We start from the raw sequence: 17,957 nt of genomic DNA on the forward strand, positions 1-17,957 counted from the left end.
AGTACGAAGTAGCGGTCCATGTCGATGAGCTCGCGCGCCTGGGGGAGCCGCTGTGTGGGGGGCAGCATGTAGTGGTGCTGCGGGCTGCACGGGCCGGTGGTGTTGAAGTATCTCGCTCGGGGTGGCCACATGGTCACATAATGTCATCTCGCGCTGTTCTCCGGCAGCCGTATCGCGGCTCGGACCGTGCCGGAGACCCGTGATGACGATCCCGTCGCCGAATCCCCATCCGTCGCCCGAACGCCCGACGGACAAGCCCCAGGCCCGCGCCGAGACCAGCCCGGCTGCTGATGTACGCGCTCGGGACGGAGAAGGTCCGTCATCTCATGGCGGCGCTGTCAGATGGGTCAGCAGCAGGTCGAGCGGACGGGGGACACGGTCGAGGTCGAGCGCCGCCACCAGCAGGGCCGAATAGCGGATCTTGCGGCCACTGCCCGATCCCATGAACCGGCGCAGCTGGTCATGGGTGCTGCCCCCGCGCCACGCGGGCTGCTTCTGCAGGGTGCGGAACGAGCCGAGCTCGCCCTCGGCGTCGATGACGTCCTCGACCGCGGCGGTGCCGAGGGCGCGGATCAGCTCGTCCTCCAGGTCGGCGACGCACACGAAGAACCCGAGCGCCTGCAGGTCGCTGCTGCTGGAGCTAGTGATGAGGCCGGCGTGTTGGAGGCCTCGCCGGTAGTCGCCTTCCTCTCCGGCGTCGCACAGGCCGGCCAGCCGGTGGTTGCTCCCGCGAGGGCCGAACCTGCCGACGTACGTCCTGATGTTGGTGGCGCCGCCCATCGCCACCAGGGCGACGCCTTCGGCCGCCAGATCCACGCCGCGGCGCTCGGCCAGCGCTTCGACCGCCGACTTGTCGCTGACCCCTTCGACCAGGACCACGGTGTGCGTGTCGCTCACGTGTCAAGCCTGGCACCGGACGGGGAGAGGTTCGACCCCTTTTCCCAACGCGAATCTACATTGTAAAGGCGTCAGCGCCTGGGCACTACCGCCACCGCCTCGACCTCGACCACGATGTCCGGGGCGGCCAGCGCGGCGGCCACGATCAGCGAGTTGGCGGGCCAGTCGCCGTCCGGGAACCAGCCGGTGAACACCTCCTCGACGGTCGAGCGGAAGCCCGCCAGATGCTCCGTGCCCGCCACCATGGTGAACAGGCGGAGAAGGTGCCGCGGCCCCGACCCGGCCGAGGCGAGCAGCGCCTCGATGTTGGCGAAGACCTGGCGGGCCTGGGTGGCCGCGTCGCTCCCCACGAGGGCTCCGGTCGCGTCCGTGCCGACCTGGCCGGCGATGAAGAGCAGCTCCGAGTCCGCGGGTGCCGCAGCCAGATGGTGGTATTTCGCCAGCGGCGCCCCGACTTCGGGCGGGCTCCAGCGCCGAACCATGACATCGTCCTTTCCACCCAGATTGCTGTGCGTCCGCCCACGTTAGCGGGTGTTCGGCCGGAGGTCGGAAGGGCGTGTGAGGAGGGCTGCGAACAGGGGGAATGACATAGCGTCACAGAGCGCTGACATGTACGCCGATGTCGCCGAACGTTCCTCTGGGGGCTGCTGCCGGAGAATTCCGCCGTTCTGTCCCGGTGGGCGCGGGAGTTCGGAGTGTCCACCGCCAACCCGGTCGCCGCCGCGAGGGGGTGAGCGCCGGGGTATGTCGTGGGCGGAACGTATCGTGACCGTATGCCTGTCATCGAGGTCGCCGGGCGCGAGGTGCGCGTCACCAGCCCGGACAAGGTGGTCTTCCCGAAGCCCGGTCTCACCAAGCTCGACCTGATCCGCTACTACGAGGCGGTGGGTGAGGGGGCGCTGCGTGGTGTGCACGGGCGGCCGATGGTGCTCAAGCGGTTCGTACGCGGCATCGAGGAGGAGGCGTTCTTCCAGAAGCGCGCCCCGGCGAAGCGGCCGGCCTGGATCGAGGTGGCGGAGCTGAAATACCGTTCCGGGCTGAGCGCGGAAGAGGTCGTGTGCACCGACCTGGCGCAGGTGTTGTGGGTGGTCAATCTCGGCTGCGTCGACCTCAACCCGCATCCGGTGCGCTCCGACGACCTGTCCAGGCCCGACGAGCTGCGCATCGACCTCGATCCCGTGCCGGGGGTGGAGTGGGCCGACGTGCTGGCCACCGCGCAGGTGGCGCGTGAGGTGCTGGCCGATCTCGGGCTGGTGGGCTGGCCCAAGACGTCCGGGTCGCGGGGTTTCCATGTGTACGCGCGGATCGAGCGGCGATGGCCGTTCGCCGAGGTGCGCAAGGCGGCCGAGACGGTCGCCCGCGAGGTCGAGCGGCGGGCGCCCGGCCTGGCCACCAGCCGGTGGTGGAAGGAGGAGCGGCACGGGGTGTTCGTCGATTTCAACCAGAACGCCTACGATCGCACGGTGGCTTCCGCCTACTCCGTGCGCGCGGTGCCCGACGCCCGCGTGTCCACGCCGCTGACGTGGGACGAGGTGCCGGGCTGCCGGCCCGGGGAGTTCACCGTCGCCACGGTGCCGCGGCGCCTCGCGGAGCGCGGCGACCCGTGGGAGGACATGGACCTGCACGCCGGCTCGCTCGACGGGCTGCTGGAACTGGCCGAGGAGCTCGGGCCCCCGCCCAGGCCGCCCAAGGGCAGGGGCAGCAGGAAGCAGACGAAGCCGGTGATCGAGATCGCCAGGGCCGAGCACAAGGACGAGGCGATGGCGGGCCTGGAGCGGTGGAAGTCGCGTCATCCGGAGGTCGCCGCCCTGCTGGAGCCCGCCGACGTGCTGGTCGACGGCATGCGGGGGCGCAGCAGCGTGTGGTATCGCATCCGGGTCAACCTGGAGCATGTGCCGGAGGACGAGCGGCCCGCGCAGGAGCCGCTCGAGGCTGACTACGACCCCTGGCACCCCGACCAGGGATGAGAGGGGTCAGCGGCCGGAGATGAGGTTGGCGAGGCGGGCGTAGACGGAGGTGGTGGTGCCGCGCTCGTTCTCGTGGCGGTCGGCGGCGCGGAAGAGGGCGTAGATGAGCTGCACGCCGGCCCACCGCAGCGGCTCGGGCTCCCACTGCCGCACCTGCCGCCCGACCCACGGCAGCCGCGTCAGTTCGGTGTCGCGCCGCAGCACCAGGTCGCGCAGGGTGCGGCCGGCCAGGTTGGTCGTGGTGACGCCGCTGCCGACGTAGCCGCCCGCCCAGCCGAGCCCGCTGGCGTGGTCGAGGTGCACCGTCGAGCACCAGTCGCGGGGCACGCCGAGCACCCCGCACCAGGCGTGCTGGACCCGCGCGTCGGCCGCCGCGGGAAAGAGCTTGATCAGCATGCGCCACAACAGCGCGACGGTCTGCGGCTGGGTGGCGCCGCGGATGTCGGTACGCGACCCGAACCTGTAGGGCACGCCCCGGCCGCCGATGGCGATGCGGTCGTCGGCGGTGCGCTGGGCGTAGATGTAGGCGTGGGCCTGGTCTCCGACGAGTTCGTTGCCGGCCCAGCCGAGGTGTTTCCACACCTCGGCGGGCAGCGGTTCGGTGACGATCATGGAGCTGTTCATCGGCAGCCACTGCCGGCGCTGGCCGGCCAGCCCGGCGGTGAAGCCCTCGGTGGCCCGGATGACGTAGTCGGCGGTGACGGCGCCGCGCGTGGTGACCGCCGTGGCCTTGGCGGCGCCGCTGCGGGGCCGCAGCTCGGTCACGGTGGTGTTCTCGTAGACGTCCACGCCGAGCCGGGCGACCACGGCGGCCAGGCCGACGGCCAGCTTGGCGGGCTGGATGCGGGCGCAGTGCGGCGAGTACGCGGCCTCCAGCGTGCCGGCGGCCTGCACGCGCTCGGACTGCTCGTCACGTCCGAGCAGGCGCATGTCCGCTGCGCCGTACCCCCATCCGCGCAGTTCGGCGAGCTCGGCGCGGAGCCGGCGCCGCTGGGCGGGGTTGGTGGCGACGTGGAGCAGGCCGCCCTTGTGGATGTCGGCGTGGATGCCCTCGTCGCGGGCGACGGCGATGACCTCGTCGACGGAGCGGAACATGGCGTGCTGCAGGTCGATCATGGCCTGCCGGCCGCGCGTCCTCGCGTGCCGTTTCCTGGAGCCGGCGAACTCGGCCGACAACCATCCGCCGTTGCGCCCGGACGCGCCGAACCCGGCGAACTCCTTCTCGAGGATCGCGATCCGCAGCCCTGGGTCGGCCTGCTTGAGGTAGTAGGCGGTCCACAGGCCGGTGTATCCGCCGCCGACGATCGCGACGTCGTAGTCGCGCGGTCCGGGCAGCGGGGGCCGCCGGGCGGGCAGGCCGATCTGCCTGTACCAGAAGGAGACGCCGCCGTTGGCGAAGTCTTCGGTCAGCGGGATGCCAGTCGTCACCGAACACATTGTCTATTACTGGCATATGCGGAGCAAGTGGACGATATGTAACAGAACGGGGCATTCGGCTAGCTTCGTGTCGGCCGTTCGTAACCCTCGTCGCCGCCGTATACGTGCAGGTCAGGGTCGTTCTCCGGCTGGTTCGCCGGGCTGGTGGGCGAGGCGGTGTGCTCGCTGGCGAAGTCGTCCGACAACGCCGGCGGCGCGGGGTGGAGGTAGTCGCGCCAGGAGATGATGCCCCTGGAGTCGGCGTCCGTGGTGAGCTCGCCGTCCCGCTGGGCCGCGTACAGCCTGCCCGGGTAGTGCACGGGCAGGCACGGGCGGCGCACGTTCCTGGCCTCCAGCCAGGTCCTCACCAGTTCCTCGGTGTTCATCACCTCCGGCCCGCCGAACTCGTACTCCCTGCCCTCGGGTCCGCTCGCCAGCAGCGACGCCGCCAGCGCGGCCACCTCGCCCGTGTGCACCGGCTGCCAGGGCAGCGAGCGATCCACGAGCATCACGGGAACCGACGCGTACGCCCGCAGCCGCTGGTCGAGGGACTGCTGGTACCGCGTGGCCCGCAGGACCGTCCAGCCGATCCCGCTCTCACCGATCAGGCGCTCGGCCTCCAGCTTGTGACGGAGGTGACCGATGGCGGCGCGGTCCACCCCGACGATGGAGGTGTAGAGCAGGTGCGGCACCCGCGCCTCGCGGGCGGCGAGCAGCAGCCGGTGGGTGCCGGGCACGTCCACGGCGCCGCGGCCCTTGGGGCCGCTGGTGGCGAGGTGCGCGATCGCGTCCACACCGTGCACGGCGTCCGGGACGCCCTTGCCGGAGACGAGGTCGCCCCAGACCCATTCGACCCGCCCGGAGCTCCCCCGCTCCTTCCTGCTCAGCGCGCGTACCTGGTGCCCCGCCCTCAATAGCGCGGGCAGCAGCGCGCCGCCCAGCGTTCCCGTGGCTCCCGTGACCAGTATGCGCATGCCGCTCCACTACCCGCGAATGCCTGGAAATGACAAGGAACTTCGTAAAAGCGTCTGCGTACGGCACTGCGGGGTAGTGCCGGTCGCATGGCTCGCATCGCATCGGAATCCCTGATCGAACGGCTCGCGGAGTGGGGCGTGGACACCGTCTTCGGCCTGCCAGGGGACGGCATCAACGGCATCATGGAAGGGCTTCGGCGCCACCGTGACCGGGTGCGCTTCGTCCTCGTCCACCACGAGGAGGCCGCGGCCTTCATGGCCACCGGCTACGCCAAGGCCACCGGGCGCCTCGGCGTGTGCCTGGCCACGTCGGGGCCCGGCGGCATCCACCTGCTCAACGGCCTCTACGACGCCAAGCTCGACCACGTGCCCGTGCTGGCCATCACGGGCATGCAGGAGACGTCCGTGCTGGGCACCGCCTACCAGCAGGAGGTCCACCTGGACAAGTTGTTCGCCGACGTGGCCGAGTACAACATGCTGATCACCAACCCGGTCCAGTTGCCCTCGCTGGTGGACCTGGCGATCAGGACGTCCTACGCCCGGCGCGGGGTCTCCCACCTCACGCTGCCCAACGACATTCAGGTGGCGGAGGCGGGGTCGGACCCGTTCCAGCAAATCGCGCCCGCCAGGCCGCCGCAGACCTCGCCCGTCTACCTGCAGCCGGCCGGCATCCCGCGCCAGGAGGACGTCGAGTGGGCCGCCGAGGTGCTCAACCGGGCCGAACGCCCCGCCATCCTCGTCGGCCAGGGCGCGCTGCACGCCCGCCAGGAGGTGCTGGCCGTGGCCGAGGCGCTGGGCGCTCCCGTGGTCAAGACGTTGCCGGGCAAGGCGGTCGTCCCCGACGACTCGCCGTACACGACCGGCGGGATCGGGCTGCTCGGCACCCGGCCGAGCGAGGAGCTGATGGACGAGGCCGACGTGCTGTTCATGGTGGGCACGAACTTCCCCTACTCGAAGTTCCTGCCCGAGCCGGGCAAAACCAGGGTGGTGCAGTTCGAGGCGGAGCCGACCAGGGCGGGGGCGCGGATCGCGACCGACGTGCCGGTGGTGTGCGACGCGAAGGAAGGGCTGGCGGCGCTGCTGCCGCTGCTGGCCCGCCGCGACGGCAACGCCCATCTGGCGAAATATCAGAAGAAGATGGCGGAGTGGCGGTCCGACATGGACACCCTGGAGAACCCCGACCGCGACCCCATCGCCCCGCAGTACGCCATGTCCGTCGTCGACCGGCTCGCCTCCGACGACGCCATCCTGACCTGCGACAGCGGCACCATCGCCACCTGGGCGGCCCGGCACTGGACGATCCGCGGCGAGCGCGAGTTCTACCTGTCGGGCACGCTGGCCTCGATGGCGAACGGGCTCCCGTACGCCATCGCCATGCAGCACGCCTTCCCGGAGCGGCAGGTCATCGCGTACGTCGGCGACGGCGGCTTCTCGATGCTCATGGCCGAGTTCCTGACGGCGGTCCAGCAGCGGCTGCCAATCAAGGTCGTCATCAACAACAACAACTCGCTCGGCCAGATCCTGTGGGAGCAGATGGTGCTCGGCTACCCGGAGCACGGCGTGCGCTACGACCAGCCGGAGGCCGACTTCTCGGCCTGGGCCAGGGCGTGCGGGGGCTTCGGCGCCAAGGTCACCAGGGCGGGCGACGTGGCGCCGGCGATCCAGCAGGCGCTCGCCCACGACGGGCCGGCCCTGGTGGACGTGGACGTCAACCCGAACGAGCCGCCGATGCCCGGCAAGGTCTCCTACGACCAGGCCAAGAGCTTCGCGCAGGCGTTCCTGAAGGGCCAGCCGCACAAGGCCGCCATCGCCACGACCCTGTTCAAGGACCGCATCCAGAAGCTGACGGACTGAAGGCGTCTAGACGCTGGCCGCGCAGGCCCTGGTGATTCCGGCGGCGGCGCTCAGCAGCGGCTCGACCAGGCGGGGCAGCTCGCGCACCCGCCGGGTGGAGATCACGATGCCGAGGGCCGCGACCGGCCGCCCGTCCACCAGGATGGGCGCCGCCGCCGAGCACGAGCCGAGCGTCATCTCCTCGTTCGTCAGCGCGTACCCCTGGGCGCGCACCGTCGCCAGCTCCCTGGCCAGCCGCCCGGCCTCGGTGACCGTGTGCGGGGTCGGCCGTTCGAGCTTGCGCGCGAGGTACGCCTGGACGAACCACTCCGGCTCGTACGCCAGCAGCGCCTTGCCGACGCCTGTCGGGTGCATGGGCAGCCGGGAACCGGTCCTGGACAGGATGGGCACCGCCCGCCTGCCGTGCACCTTGTCGACGTAGAGCACCTCGAGCCCGTCGCGGACGGCCAGGTGCACGTTCTCGCCGGTGCTCGTGAACAGCTCCTGCAGCCAGGGATGCGCCAGGTCCTGCAACCGGGCGGGCGCGAGCTGGCCGAGCTCCCACAGCCGCAGCCCGACCCGCAGCCGGCCGTCCGGCGCGCGGCTGAGCGCCTGCCACTCCTCCAGTTCGGTGACCAGGCGGTGAGCGGTGCTCAGCGGCACCCCGCTCCGCCTGGCCAGCTCGGTCAGCGTGAGCTGGGGATGGGCGGGATCGAACGCGCCCAGGAGCGCAAGCACCTTGGACGTCACCGAACGCCCGGGAGCGCGAGATCCGCCTGCCATGGGTCAATCCTGCATATTTCTTCCATCCAGTGGAAGGGCAGGTTCGGCTGATCGCCCCTGTAGGCAGGATGCTCCGTATATGCGAACTCAGGTCGGGATCATCGGGGCCGGGCCCGCCGGTCTGCTCCTGTCCCACTTGCTCCACCTGCGTGGCATCTCCTCCGTGGTGCTGGAGAAACGCAGCCGCGCCCACGTCGAGCGGCGGGTCAGGGCCGGAGTGCTGGAGCAGGGCACGGTCGACACGCTGGTCGAGGCCGGCGTCGGCGAGCGCCTGCTGCGCGAGGGGCTGCCGCACCACGGGATCGAGCTCAGGTACGCGGGCACGAGCCACCGCATCCCCTTCGAGAAGCTGGTCCCCGGCCGGCGCATCACCGTGTACGGCCAGCAGGAGGTGGTCAAGGACCTGATCGCGGCCCGGCTCGCGGCGGGCGGCGACGTGCGGTTCGAGGTCGAGGACGTCGCCCTGCACGACCTGGAGACGGACCGGCCGTGCCTGACGTTCGGCGGCGCGCGGCTCGACTGCGACGTGATCGCCGGCTGCGACGGCTTCCACGGCGTGTCGAGGCCGTCCATCCCCGAGGGCGTTCTGAGCGTTCACGAGCGGGAATATCCCTTCGCCTGGCTCGGCATCCTGGCCCGGGTGGCGCCGTCGTCCGAGGAGCTCGTCTACACCAGGAGCGAGCGCGGCTTCGCCCTTCACAGCATGCGCACACCCGAGATCAGCCGCTTCTACCTGCAGGTTCCGGCGGGGGCGCGGGTGGAGGAGTGGCCGGACGAGCGGATCTGGGCCGAGCTGAAGGCCCGGCTGGAGAGCGTGCCCGGGTTCACCCTGGCCACCGGCGAGATCACGGAGAAGGGCGTCACGCCGATGCGGGCGTTCGTGGCCGAGCCCATGCAGCACGGCCGCCTCTACCTGGCCGGCGACGCCGCCCACATCGTGCCGCCCACCGGCGCCAAAGGGCTCAACCTGGCCGTGGCCGACGTCCGCGTCCTCACCGACGCGCTGGCCGCCTACTTCGAGCACGGCTCGTCCGGGCCGCTCGACGGCTACTCGCGGGCGTGCCTGCGACGGGTGTGGCGGGCGCAGCACTTCTCGTGGTGGATGACGACCCTGCTGCACACGTTCGACGACGACGACGCGTACGCGCGCCGGCTGCAGCTGTCCCACCTGGACTACGTGACCTCGTCCGAGGCCGCGGCGACGACCCTGGCGGAGAACTACGTGGGGATGCCATGAAGATCGTGGGTACGGCCGCCGAGGCGGTCGCGGGAATCGGGGACGGGGCGTCCCTCGCGGTCGGCGGCTTCGGCCTGGCCGGGGTGCCCGCCGTGCTCATCAAGGCGCTGCTCGGGCAGCGCACGACCGGGCTGCACGTCGTGTCCAACAACTGCGGCACCGACGGGCGCGGCCTGGGCGAACTGCTCGCGGCGGGCCGGATCGCCCGCGTCACCGCCTCGTACGTCGGGCAGAACGAGGAGTTCGCCCGCCAGTACCTGGCCGGCGAGCTGGAGGTGGAGCTGATCCCGCAGGGCACGCTGGCCGAGCGGCTGCGCGCCGGCGGGTGCGGCATCCCGGCCTTCTACACGAAGGCGGGCGTGGGGACGCTGGTCGAGGAGGGCGGGCTCCCGTGGCGCTACCGCTCCGACGGCTCGGTGGCGGTGGCGTCGCCGCCGAAGGAGGTCAGGAAGTTCGACGGCGTCCCGTACATCCTGGAACACAGTATCCGTACGGACTTCGCGCTCATCCGGGCCGCACGCGGCGACCTGCACGGCAACCTGGTGTTCGCCAAGGCCGCACGCAACTTCAACCCCCTGGCCGCCATGGCGGGACGGGTCACCATCGCCGAGGTCGAGGAGCTGTGCGAGCTCGACCCCGAGGAGGTGCACCTTCCCGGGATCTTCGTGCAGAGAGTGCTGGCGCTGGATCCCGCGCAGGCGGCCGACAAACCCATCGAGCGGCGGACGGTGCGTTCCTGATGGCCTGGACCAGAGAGCAGATGGCGGCCCGCGCGGCCGGCGAGCTGCCCGACGGCTCGTACGTCAATCTCGGCATCGGCCTGCCCACGCTCATCCCCGCCCACCTCGGCGGCCGTAGCGTTGTGATCCACTCGGAGAACGGCATCCTCGGGGTGGGGCCGTACCCGCTGCCCGGCGAGGAGGACGCCGACCTGATCAACGCGGGCAAGGAGACGGTGACCGTCGCGCCCGGGGCGTCGTACTTCGACTCGGCGCTGTCGTTCGGCATGATCCGCGGCGGTCACGTGGACGTGGCGGTGCTCGGCGCCATGCAGGTGTCGCAGGCCGGCGACCTGGCCAACTGGGCGGTCCCCGGCAAAATGATCAAAGGCATGGGCGGGGCCATGGACCTCGTGCACGGCGCCCGCAGCGTCGTCGTGATCATGGAGCACACCACCCGCGACGGCGACCCCAAGATCCTGCCCGCCTGCACGCTGCCCCTGACCGGCCGGGCCTGCGTCGACCGCGTGATCACCGACCTGGCCGTCATCGACGTCGTCCAAGGCGGGCTGAAGCTCGTGGAGACCGCGCCCGGCGTCACCGCCGAGGAGGTGCGCGCCAGGACGGCGGCCGACCTGTCATGACCCCCAAGGCCCCGCAGAGAGGACCCGCATGAGCCATCCTCCGTACCTGAGCCCCGGCTACCGCAGCACCATCGCGCGCGCCCCCTCACGCCCGCCCGTCTCCTTCAAGCTCGACCCCGACGCGATCGAGCTGACCAGCCCCGTCTTCGGCCACGAGGAAGTCGGCGCGCTCGACGCCGACCTGACCAGGCAGCACGCGGGCGAGCCCATCGGCGAGCGCATCATCGTCGAGGGGCGCGTGCTCGACGACGACGGACGCCCGCTGCCCGGCACGCTGGTCGAGCTCTGGCAGGCCAACGCCGCCGGCCGCTACGCCCACGACCTCGACCGGCACCCCGCCCCCCTCGACCCCAACTTCACCGGCGCCGGACGGTGCCTCACCGACCAGGACGGCCGCTACCGGTTCGTCACGATCAAGCCCGGCGCCTACCCGTGGCGCAACCACGACAACGCCTGGCGCCCCGCCCACCTGCACTTCTCCGTCTTCGGGCAGGCCTTCACCCAGCGGCTGATCACCCAGATGTACTTCCCCGGCGACCCCCTGATGCCCTTCGACCCGATCATGCAGTCGATCCCGGACGAGGCGGCCAGGCAGCGGCTCGTCTCGTCGTTCGAGCTCGGCCTCACCGAACCCGAGTGGGCCCTCGGCTACGCCTTCGACATCGTGCTCGGACGCACCCCGATGGAGACGCCATGACCACGCCCTCCCAGACGGTCGGACCGTTCTTCAGCCACGCGCTGCCGTACGAGCGGGACTGGGAGCTCGTACCCGACGGGCATCCCGGCGCGATCACGCTCACCGGGCGGGTGTTCGACGGCGCCGGGGAGCCGGTGCCCGACGCCCTGCTCGAACTCTGGCTCGGCTTCACCGGCGAACGCGGCGCGCTCAGCAGGCAGGGCGGGAAGGTGTCCGGGTTCGGCCGCTGCGCCACCTCGCCGGACGGCACGTACCGCTTCCGCGCCACCCGGCCGCCGAGGCCGTACCTGTCGCTGCAGATCTTCGCCCGCGGGCTGCTGCGCTCCCTGCTCACCCGCGTCTACCTGGAGGACGTGCCCGACCCGCTGCTCGACGGCCTCGACCCCGGGCGCAGGGCCACGCTCATCGCCGCCGGTTCTGGCGACTCCTACCGCTTCGATGTGAGACTGCAGGGAGCGGAGGAGACGGTGTTCATTGACTTCTGACCCGACGGAGGCCGACGGCGGCCTGCTCGCCCCGGTCCGGGCGGGCACCAAGGCGGCGGCGATCACCTCGGACGCGGCGTGGCTGCGGGCCATGCTGGAGGCCGAGGCGGCGCTCGCCCGCGCCCAGGGCCGCCTGGGGCTCATCCCACCGGAGGCGGCGGCCGCCATCGACAGGGCCGCCGCCACGCTCGTGCCCGACCCAGCCGGCATCGCCACGCGGTCCAGGCAGTCGGCCACGCCCGTCGTGCCGCTGGTGGCCGACCTGCGGCAGGCCGTGCCCGGCGCGGCCCGCCACGTGCACCGGGGAGCCACCAGCCAGGACATCGTGGACAGCGCCGCCATGCTGGTGGCCGCGCGGGCGGTCCGCGCCGTCGTCGGCGACCTGGGCGCCGTCATGGACGACCTGAGCGAGCTGGCCGGGCGTCACCGGGACACGGTGATGGCCGCGCGCACGCTGGGGCAGCACGCGGTGCCGACGACGTTCGGGCTGAAGGCGGCGCAGTGGCTGGCGGGGCTCATGCGCGCCCGCGCCCGGCTGCGCGAGCTGCGCCTGCCCGCCCAGCTCGGCGGCGCGGCCGGCACCCTGGCCGCCTTCGCCGAGCAGGACCCGCCCGCCGCCTTGGCCCTGGTGGAGGTGTTCGCCGAGGAGATCGGGCTGGCCGCGCCCGAGGCGCCGTGGCACGCCGAGCGCTCCGCCGTCACCGACCTGGGCGCCGCGCTCGCCGGCACCGCCCGCGCGCTCGGCAAACCGGCCACCGACATCATCCTGCTGGCCCAGACCGAGGTGGGGGAGGTGGCCGAGTCGTCGTCCGGAGGTTCCTCGGCCATGCCGCAGAAGCGTAACCCCGCGCTGTCCGTACTGGTCCGGTCGGCCGCGCTCCAGGTGCCCGCCTACACGCAGGTGCTCGGCCAGGTCGGCGAGCACGAGCGGGCAGCGGGGGCCTGGCAGGCCGAGTGGCTGCCGCTGCGCGAGGCGCTCCGCCTGACCGGCGGCGCGGCCGAGACCGCCGCCGAGCTCGTGGGCGGGCTCCAGGTCTTCCCCGAACGGATGCGCGCCAACGCCGGGCTGACCGGCGGACGCCTCGTCGCCGAACGCCTCGCCGCCCACCTCGGGCACGACAGGCTCGCCGAGATCATGCCCCGGCCCGGGCCGCTCCGGCTCGGCGACGCCCTGGCCGAGGCAGGCCTCGACCAGGACCCGGACGACCTGCTCGACCCGTCCGCCTACGTCGGCGCGGCCGGGCGGCTCGTCGACCGCATTCTCGCCACCTACCGGGAGCAGCCGTGAAACTCCACCACCGCGTGGACGGCCCGTCCGGCGCGCCGCTGCTGGTGCTCGGGCCCTCGCTCGGCACCACGACCGAGGTCTGGCGCCCCCAGCTCGCCGAGCTCACCACGTCCTGGCGGGTGCTCAGGTACGACCTGCCGGGCCACGGCGGCTCCCCGCCCGCCACCGCGTTCACGGTCGGCGACCTGGCTGCGGCCGTACTCGAACTCGCCGGTGACGAGCGCTTCGCGATCGGCGGCATCTCGCTCGGCGGCGCCGTCGCCACCACCGTCGCCCTGCGCGAGCCCGGCCGGGTGCGCGGGCTCGTGCTGTGCTGCACGTCGGCCCGCTTCGGCGAGCCGGGACCGTGGCGGGAGCGGGCCGAGCTGGTACGCGCCCAAGGGGTGGCCGCGCTCGCCCCGGCGCTGGAGAAACGCTGGTTCACGCCCGGCTTCGACGGGCGGTGGCTGCTGGAAGGGCTGGCGGAGGTGCACGCCCCGTCGTACGCCGCCTGCTGCGAGGCCCTGGCCGCCTTCGACGTGACGGGCAGGCTCGGCGAGGTCGGCGCGCCCACCCTGGTGATCGCGGGGGCCGAGGACCCCGCCACGCCGCTCGACCACGCGCTCACGCTGGCCGGCGGCATCCCGGGAGCGTCGCTCACGGTCGTGCCGGGGGCGTCTCACCTGGCCGCCGTCGAGCGCCCCGAGGCCGTCGCCGCCGCCATCACCCGCCACCTGCGGGATGCCGGCGGACACGCCGGGATGCGCACCAGGCGTGAGGTGCTCGGCGACGCGCACGTCGACCGTGCCATCGCCGCGACGACCGGCTTCACCCGCGACTTCCAGGACTTCATCACCCGCTACGCCTGGAACGAGATCTGGAACCGACCCGGGCTGGACCGGCGCACCCGCAGCTGCGTCACCCTCACCGCCCTCGTCGCCAGAGGGCACCTGGACGAGCTGGCCATGCACGTACGGGCGGCGTTGCGCAACGGGCTCACCCCCGACGAGATCAAGGAGGTGCTGCTCCAGACCGCCGTCTACTGCGGGGTCCCGGCCGCCAACGCCGCGTTCGCGGTGGCCCGCCGCACACTGGACGAAATCGGGCCAGAGGGTCCCTGACCTTGGAAAATGCTTTAAGGTTGGCGGGTGGTTTTCGAGGAGGGATGGGCGGCTTCGCCCTTGCGGTGGTTGATGAACGCGCTGGGCGACGCCCAGCTCGCCAGGATGCACGCCGACCCCGGCATGGTGGCCGCGGTCGACCAGCACGCGGCGGTGCTGCGCGACGCGATCCCGCTCGACCGGGAGACGCTGGGCGACTACCTGCTCGGGTTCCTGGACGAGCTGCGGCACCGTGGGTGGATCTTCAGCGGCGAGCCGGATGCGCCGGCGCTGCGGCTGACGGCCGTCTGCTGGCTGGCGCGCGAGCTCGACCTGCTCGAGGACGGCCACCCGGCCTGACCGCGCTCACCCGCCCCTCGCCGGCTCTCACCGGCGCTCTCACCGGCGCCCTCACCGGCGCCCTCACCGGCACGGCCCGGGCCCCCGAAGGCCGGGCCGGTCGAGTGAGGGCGGGCGGGACGTGCGGGCGGCCCAGTCGGCGGAGGCCGTCACGGTCGCCTACTCCGGAGGCATGTCCGAGCGGGTGGTGCGCCCACCCGGCATCGTCCGCACCTGCGTGGTCTCCTCGGTCATCGACCGGGCGTCCTCACGGCCGCGCTGGTACGCCTCCGCGTGCGCCCTCGCCTGGGGCGCCTCGGCCTCGATGCGGCCCAGCCAGCGCTCCCAGCGTTGCTGCATCGGCCGGATGAGCCCGCCGCCGATCCCGATCGCCGCGATCGCGCCGATGGTGGCGAGCACCGTGATCAGCACCGGCGTGGTGACGGTGGTGGCGACGCCGATCTGGTTCAGCGCGGCGATGATGCCCAGCGCCCAGATGAACACCGCGGCCAGGGTCGCCAGGAAGCGGCCGTAGGACAGCCCGCCCAGCGCGCCGGCGAGGATGTCCCTGACGGCCTTGGCGATGGCGCCGGCCACCACGATGATCACGATGGCCACGATGGCCTTGGGCAGCCAGCCCACCACGGAGGCCAGCAGCGCCGAGATCGGGTTGGGCCCGAATACGTTGAACGCTATCTGCAGGGTGATCAGCAGGATCGCGTAATAAACGATCTTCGCGAGCAGGCCGCTGGCGGTGTAGTCGCTCCGCTGCAACCAGCGGTGCACGCCACTGCGGTCGACGACCCGCTCGAAGCCGACACGTTCGAGCACCTTGTTGACGATCTTCGCCAGCAGTTTGGCCACGATCCATCCGATGATGAGAATCACGATGAACGCGACCAGCTTCGGGACGAACGATGCTATTTGCCGGAATACGTCCGCAATCCCTTGGCCTAGGTTGATGTCCACGTTTCCTCCTCCGAGGAGCTGATGCAACGGCGCTACCCGTACCGCATCGGTATATGCACACAGCGCCACCGAAAGCTCGCATAAGGCGACATATCACCGTTCGGGTCGATAGGGTGATCACCATGCATCGAAGCCGCGTGTACGCCCTCCTCATCGACACACCCACCGCTGAAGCCGGCCAGGCGGCGGCCTTCTGGGCGGCGGCGCTCGGCGCCACGGCACGCCCGCTCGAAGGGTACGAACAGTTCATCTCGCTGCACGGAGCCGTACCGAACATCGCCGTGGCCGTCCAGTCGGCCGACGAGCAGCCCCGCTTCCACATCGACATCGAGTCCGACGACGTCGAGGCCGAGGTCCGGCGCCTGGTCGCGCTCGGCGCCACCGAGGTGTCACAGTGGCAGGAGTGCCGAACGCTGCGCGCGCCCGGCGGGCACCTGATGTGCGTGCTGCCCGTGGAGAGCGACAGGGAGTTGTTCGACGCCGAGGCGAAGACCTGGCCGTGACCGCGGACCGGGGCCGACCTCATGACCCGTTGAGGCGGTGACCGGCACGATCACTCCGACCGTGCGGCCTTCAGGTGAGCGGCGGCGGCCTGTTCCAGGTGGACGAGGTCGGAGGCGACGGTGGCGAACGTGAAACCCTCCGCCAGGCGCCGGGCGGCCTGCTCGCCACCCGGGTTGTGGATGCCGGCCGCGATCCCGGCCCGCTCCGCGGTCGTCCTGATCGTCTCCAGCGCCTCTTCGAACACCCCCGCGACCTCCGGATCGCCGGGGAACCGGCCGCCCACGGCCAGGCACAGGTCGGACGGGCCGACGTACACGCCGTCCAGTCCCGGAGTGGCGCAGATGGCCTCGATGCCGGCCAGGCCCCGCGGCGTCTCGATCATGGCGAGGACCAGCACGCTGTCGTCCGCCTCGGCGGGGGCCGGGCCGATCCTCAGCATGGAGCGCATGGGGCCGTACGATCGGCGGCCCGCGGCCGGGTAGCGGGCGGCCGACACGGCGCGTGCCGCGTCCTCGGCCGTGTCGACCAGCGGCACGATCACGCCGCCCGCCCCGAAGTCGAGCGCCCTGCCGATGGCCGCCGGGTCGCCCGACTCCACGCGTACCAGGCCGGTGGAGCGGCCTCCCGCGTCGATGGCCATGAGGTTGCTCAGCAGCCCGGCGTCGCCGATCAGCCCGTGCTGGCGGTCCAGCGTCACGTAGTCGTACCCCAGTCGGGCCAGGCGTTCGGTGGCGACGGGCGCGTCCAGCACCACCCAGTAGCCGACGGCCCGTTCCCGGTTGCGGATCTTCCTGGCGAACTCGGCGGCGGTCATGCGCTCTGGCTCCTCTGCGCTGGTGCGGATGGGCGTGATGGCCTCGCGGTCTGGCCCGCTCCCAGGACCTCGCCGTCCAGTTCCCGGGGTTGCTTGCGGGCAACTGTGGCACAGCTTGCGTGTTTCGTGCAATACTCGCCGCGTGAATCGCGCAATATGACGGGGTCTGGAGGTGGGGGCGTGGGCCACGCTCCGGTGTTCGCCCTGGCGGACGACCTGTCGGGCGCGGCGGAAACAGCGGCCGTGCTCATGTCGCCCGCGCGCCCCGCGCGCATCGTGCTGTCCGGGCCGCCGTACGACGCCGCGCCGCCCGTACTCGTCGCCGACCTCGACACCCGGCACCGTCCCGGGGTCGCCGGCCTGGTACGGGAGGCGCTCGCCTGGGCGGCGGGCCGCCACGTCCTCGTCAAGATCGACTCGCTGCTGCGCGGCGACATCGCCGCCACCGTCCACGCCTGCCTCACCACGTTCACGGGCCCGGCCCCCGTGCCCGTGGTGCTGGCCTCCGCGCTCCCGCAGGCCGGTCGCACGGTCGTGGACGGTGTGCCCCTCATCCACGGCATCCCCTTGCGCGAAACACGCACCCCCGATCCCGCCGTCGGACTGGCCGGCGGGCCGACCCGAGCACGGCGCTCTCAGTCAGCCACCGTGCCGGCCACTGGGCCCGCCACTGGGTCCGGGGCCGGGCCGGGTACGGTGGCTGCGGCCCTTGGTGCGGTGCCGTCGGCAGGCGTCGGGCTGGCCACGGTCCGTGCCGGTCAAGCCGCCCTCAGGGAGGCGCTGGCGGAGACGGTCGCGGGTGGGCGGGTGGCCGTGTGCGACGCGGAGACCGACGCCGACCTGGACACGATCGTCGCGGCCGCGCTCGCCTGCGACCCGGGAACCCGGCTCGTCGGCGCCGCCGGCCTGGCCGCCGCCCTGGGCCGCACCCTGAACGCCACTGCGCGCGCCGCGGGGCCCGCCGGGCCACCGCACTCCCCGGGCGGCGGATCGCCGGTTCCTGTCACCGGGTCGTCCCTGGGCGGCGGGTGGTCTCCGGGCCCGCTGCTCGTCGTGGTCGGTACGGCGGAACCGGCCGCCGCGGAGCAGGCCAGGCTGCTCGTGGCGCACGGCGCCGTGCCCGTGGTCCTCGACTCGGCAGATCTGCACGCGGTGAACCCCGGCACGGCGGCGGCTCCCGGTGCGGCGGTCGGTGGCCGTGCCGCGGAGCCCAGGGACGCCAGGGGGAGTGGACCGGTCGTCGGGCGGCTGCGGCGGGCGCTGGGCGGCGGGGTCGCGGTGCTGACCGTACGCGGAACGGCGCCGCCCGCCC

The 17,957-nt window shown here is 72.4% G+C and carries 19 protein-coding genes; 12 read left to right on the forward strand and 7 right to left on the reverse strand.

Translation table 11 applies throughout. The features are described from left to right. Positions 1-324: 324 nt before the first annotated feature. Both E1267_RS34435 and E1267_RS34440 read right to left on the reverse strand, forming a co-directional pair. Positions 325-897, reverse strand: a complete 573-nt coding sequence (locus tag E1267_RS34435; protein WP_132338917.1) for a TOPRIM nucleotidyl transferase/hydrolase domain-containing protein — start codon at positions 895-897, stop codon at positions 325-327. Between the two features lie 71 nt (positions 898-968). Next, positions 969-1,379 carry a RidA family protein gene (locus E1267_RS34440; protein WP_132338919.1) on the reverse strand — a complete coding sequence of 137 codons (411 nt, stop codon included), beginning with the start codon at positions 1,377-1,379 and terminating at the stop codon, positions 969-971. 291 nt (positions 1,380-1,670) lie between these two features. Here E1267_RS34440 and ligD point away from each other — a divergent pair, with 291 nt between their 5' ends. Continuing rightward, on the forward strand, positions 1,671-2,864 hold the full coding sequence (gene ligD, locus E1267_RS34445) for a non-homologous end-joining DNA ligase (protein WP_132338921.1): 1,194 nt from the start codon (positions 1,671-1,673) through the stop codon (positions 2,862-2,864). Between the two features lie 6 nt (positions 2,865-2,870). On the opposite strand, the gene E1267_RS34450 is transcribed toward ligD, so the two are convergent. Then, on the reverse strand, positions 2,871-4,301 hold the full coding sequence (locus E1267_RS34450; RefSeq protein WP_132338923.1) for an NAD(P)/FAD-dependent oxidoreductase: 1,431 nt from the start codon (positions 4,299-4,301) through the stop codon (positions 2,871-2,873). Positions 4,302-4,360: 59 nt separating this feature from the next. Beyond that, positions 4,361-5,254 carry an SDR family oxidoreductase gene (locus tag E1267_RS34455; protein ID WP_132338925.1) on the reverse strand — a complete coding sequence of 298 codons (894 nt, stop codon included), beginning with the start codon at positions 5,252-5,254 and terminating at the stop codon, positions 4,361-4,363. Between the two features lie 87 nt (positions 5,255-5,341). On the opposite strand from E1267_RS34455, the gene E1267_RS34460 reads away from it, so the two are divergent. Continuing rightward, positions 5,342-7,108 carry a thiamine pyrophosphate-dependent enzyme gene (locus E1267_RS34460; RefSeq protein WP_132338927.1) on the forward strand — a complete coding sequence of 589 codons (1,767 nt, stop codon included), beginning with the start codon at positions 5,342-5,344 and terminating at the stop codon, positions 7,106-7,108. 6 nt (positions 7,109-7,114) lie between these two features. Here E1267_RS34460 and E1267_RS34465 read toward each other — a convergent pair whose 3' ends face one another. Beyond that, positions 7,115-7,870, reverse strand: a complete 756-nt coding sequence (locus E1267_RS34465; RefSeq protein ID WP_132338929.1) for an IclR family transcriptional regulator — start codon at positions 7,868-7,870, stop codon at positions 7,115-7,117. 79 nt (positions 7,871-7,949) lie between these two features. On the opposite strand from E1267_RS34465, the gene E1267_RS34470 reads away from it, so the two are divergent. The 8 genes from E1267_RS34470 to E1267_RS34505 are packed head-to-tail and all read left to right on the forward strand — an operon-like array spanning position 7,950 to position 14,379. Further along, the gene (locus E1267_RS34470) at positions 7,950-9,107 is read left to right on the forward strand and encodes a 4-hydroxybenzoate 3-monooxygenase (RefSeq protein ID WP_132338931.1); all 1,158 of its coding nucleotides are present in this window, start codon (positions 7,950-7,952) and stop codon (positions 9,105-9,107) included. Further along, positions 9,104-9,847, forward strand: a complete 744-nt coding sequence (locus E1267_RS34475; protein WP_132338933.1) for a CoA transferase subunit A — start codon at positions 9,104-9,106, stop codon at positions 9,845-9,847. The genes E1267_RS34470 and E1267_RS34475 overlap by 4 nt, the downstream gene beginning before the upstream one ends. Further along, positions 9,847-10,470, forward strand: a complete 624-nt coding sequence (locus tag E1267_RS34480) for a CoA transferase subunit B (protein ID WP_132338935.1) — start codon at positions 9,847-9,849, stop codon at positions 10,468-10,470. Before E1267_RS34475 ends, E1267_RS34480 begins: the two co-directional genes overlap by 1 nt. 28 nt (positions 10,471-10,498) lie before the next feature. Beyond that, on the forward strand, positions 10,499-11,167 hold the full coding sequence (pcaH, locus tag E1267_RS34485; RefSeq protein WP_132338937.1) for a protocatechuate 3,4-dioxygenase subunit beta: 669 nt from the start codon (positions 10,499-10,501) through the stop codon (positions 11,165-11,167). Beyond that, positions 11,164-11,652 carry a dioxygenase family protein gene (locus E1267_RS34490; RefSeq protein ID WP_132338939.1) on the forward strand — a complete coding sequence of 163 codons (489 nt, stop codon included), beginning with the start codon at positions 11,164-11,166 and terminating at the stop codon, positions 11,650-11,652. The genes pcaH and E1267_RS34490 overlap by 4 nt, the downstream gene beginning before the upstream one ends. Then, positions 11,642-12,940 carry a lyase family protein gene (locus tag E1267_RS34495; protein ID WP_132338941.1) on the forward strand — a complete coding sequence of 433 codons (1,299 nt, stop codon included), beginning with the start codon at positions 11,642-11,644 and terminating at the stop codon, positions 12,938-12,940. The genes E1267_RS34490 and E1267_RS34495 overlap by 11 nt, the downstream gene beginning before the upstream one ends. Beyond that, complete coding sequence (gene pcaDC / locus E1267_RS34500) at positions 12,937-14,040, forward strand: bifunctional 3-oxoadipate enol-lactonase/4-carboxymuconolactone decarboxylase PcaDC (RefSeq protein WP_132338943.1); 1,104 nt, start codon at positions 12,937-12,939, stop codon at positions 14,038-14,040. The genes E1267_RS34495 and pcaDC overlap by 4 nt, the downstream gene beginning before the upstream one ends. Before the next feature lie 27 nt (positions 14,041-14,067). Then, entirely contained in the window at positions 14,068-14,379 is a 312-nt protein-coding gene (locus E1267_RS34505) for a DUF6401 family natural product biosynthesis protein (protein ID WP_246064438.1), read from the forward strand. Positions 14,380-14,538: 159 nt separating this feature from the next. On the opposite strand, the gene E1267_RS34510 is transcribed toward E1267_RS34505, so the two are convergent. Continuing rightward, complete coding sequence (locus tag E1267_RS34510) at positions 14,539-15,327, reverse strand: mechanosensitive ion channel family protein (protein ID WP_132338945.1); 789 nt, start codon at positions 15,325-15,327, stop codon at positions 14,539-14,541. A gap of 122 nt (positions 15,328-15,449) precedes the next feature. Between E1267_RS34510 and E1267_RS34515 the strand changes: the two genes are divergently transcribed. Further along, the gene (locus E1267_RS34515) at positions 15,450-15,830 is read left to right on the forward strand and encodes a VOC family protein (RefSeq protein ID WP_132338947.1); all 381 of its coding nucleotides are present in this window, start codon (positions 15,450-15,452) and stop codon (positions 15,828-15,830) included. Between the two features lie 50 nt (positions 15,831-15,880). On the opposite strand, the gene E1267_RS34520 is transcribed toward E1267_RS34515, so the two are convergent. Next, complete coding sequence (locus E1267_RS34520; RefSeq protein ID WP_132338949.1) at positions 15,881-16,645, reverse strand: HpcH/HpaI aldolase family protein; 765 nt, start codon at positions 16,643-16,645, stop codon at positions 15,881-15,883. A 180-nt stretch (positions 16,646-16,825) separates the two neighbouring features. On the opposite strand from E1267_RS34520, the gene E1267_RS34525 reads away from it, so the two are divergent. Further along, the coding region (locus tag E1267_RS34525; RefSeq protein WP_165959963.1) for a four-carbon acid sugar kinase family protein at positions 16,826-17,957 on the forward strand (1,132 nt) is incomplete at its 3' end.

Source organism: Nonomuraea longispora, assembly GCF_004348345.1.
Taxonomy (GTDB): domain Bacteria; phylum Actinomycetota; class Actinomycetes; order Streptosporangiales; family Streptosporangiaceae; genus Nonomuraea; species Nonomuraea longispora.

Coding starts and splice junctions, on each gene's coding strand:
- E1267_RS34455 (WP_132338925.1), bottom strand. CDS start 5,254: ATGCGCATACTGGTCACGGGAGCCACGGGAACGCTGGGCGGCGCGCTG.
- E1267_RS34475 (WP_132338933.1), top strand. CDS start 9,104: ATGAAGATCGTGGGTACGGCCGCCGAGGCGGTCGCGGGAATCGGGGAC.
- E1267_RS34465 (WP_132338929.1), bottom strand. CDS start 7,870: ATGGCAGGCGGATCTCGCGCTCCCGGGCGTTCGGTGACGTCCAAGGTG.
- E1267_RS34520 (WP_132338949.1), bottom strand. CDS start 16,645: ATGACCGCCGCCGAGTTCGCCAGGAAGATCCGCAACCGGGAACGGGCC.
- E1267_RS34460 (WP_132338927.1), top strand. CDS start 5,342: ATGGCTCGCATCGCATCGGAATCCCTGATCGAACGGCTCGCGGAGTGG.
- E1267_RS34440 (WP_132338919.1), bottom strand. CDS start 1,379: ATGGTTCGGCGCTGGAGCCCGCCCGAAGTCGGGGCGCCGCTGGCGAAA.
- E1267_RS34515 (WP_132338947.1), top strand. CDS start 15,450: ATGCATCGAAGCCGCGTGTACGCCCTCCTCATCGACACACCCACCGCT.
- pcaH (WP_132338937.1), top strand. CDS start 10,499: ATGAGCCATCCTCCGTACCTGAGCCCCGGCTACCGCAGCACCATCGCG.
- ligD (WP_132338921.1), top strand. CDS start 1,671: ATGCCTGTCATCGAGGTCGCCGGGCGCGAGGTGCGCGTCACCAGCCCG.
- E1267_RS34450 (WP_132338923.1), bottom strand. CDS start 4,301: ATGTGTTCGGTGACGACTGGCATCCCGCTGACCGAAGACTTCGCCAAC.
- E1267_RS34480 (WP_132338935.1), top strand. CDS start 9,847: ATGGCCTGGACCAGAGAGCAGATGGCGGCCCGCGCGGCCGGCGAGCTG.
- E1267_RS34490 (WP_132338939.1), top strand. CDS start 11,164: ATGACCACGCCCTCCCAGACGGTCGGACCGTTCTTCAGCCACGCGCTG.
- E1267_RS34470 (WP_132338931.1), top strand. CDS start 7,950: ATGCGAACTCAGGTCGGGATCATCGGGGCCGGGCCCGCCGGTCTGCTC.